At 69.0% G+C, this 532-nt stretch carries 1 protein-coding gene; it reads right to left on the bottom strand.

All coding sequences use genetic code 11. The features are described 5' to 3' along the window. Window positions 1-454: ParA family protein (locus AC1DWF_RS38190; RefSeq protein ID WP_476843600.1), on the bottom strand; the 454-nt coding region annotated here is incomplete at its 3' end. Window positions 455-532: the final 78 nt, after the last annotated feature.

Raw genomic sequence — 532 nt, forward strand, 5'->3', positions numbered from 1 at the left:
TCACGGAATCGGCGGCGATCAGGCCGTTCAGCGTCAGCAGCCCCAGCGAGGGCGGGCAGTCGAGCAGGATCCAGTCGACTCCCTTGAGAGCCGCCGCGCCGTTGGCCAGCGCATCGCGCAGCCGGGTTTCGCGGCGGGTAAGGTCCACCATCTCGAGCTCGCCGCCGGCCAGGTTTGGGTCGGCGGGCACGAGGGAAAGATTCGGAACGGCGGTCGGCCGCAGGACCTCGGCCAGCGGGCGACCCTCTACCAGCATGGCATAGCTGCCCGCGCCACGCGCAGCGCGTGCGATGCCCAGACCGGTCGAGGCATTGCCCTGCGGGTCGAGGTCGATCAACACCACCCGATGCTTCGCAGCCAGTGCGGCAGCCAGATTCACGGCCGTGGTCGTCTTGCCGACACCGCCCTTCTGGTTGGCGAGGGCGAGGACTTGATAGGTGGCGGGGTCAGGCACCGGCAGGGCGGATCTCGCTGAGGCGGAGGATGGTCGCTTGGGAGTCGGTCCGGCTCTGGAACCGCTCGACCTGCATAA

The sequence above is a fragment of the Aminobacter sp. P4_D5 genome (assembly GCF_056401815.1).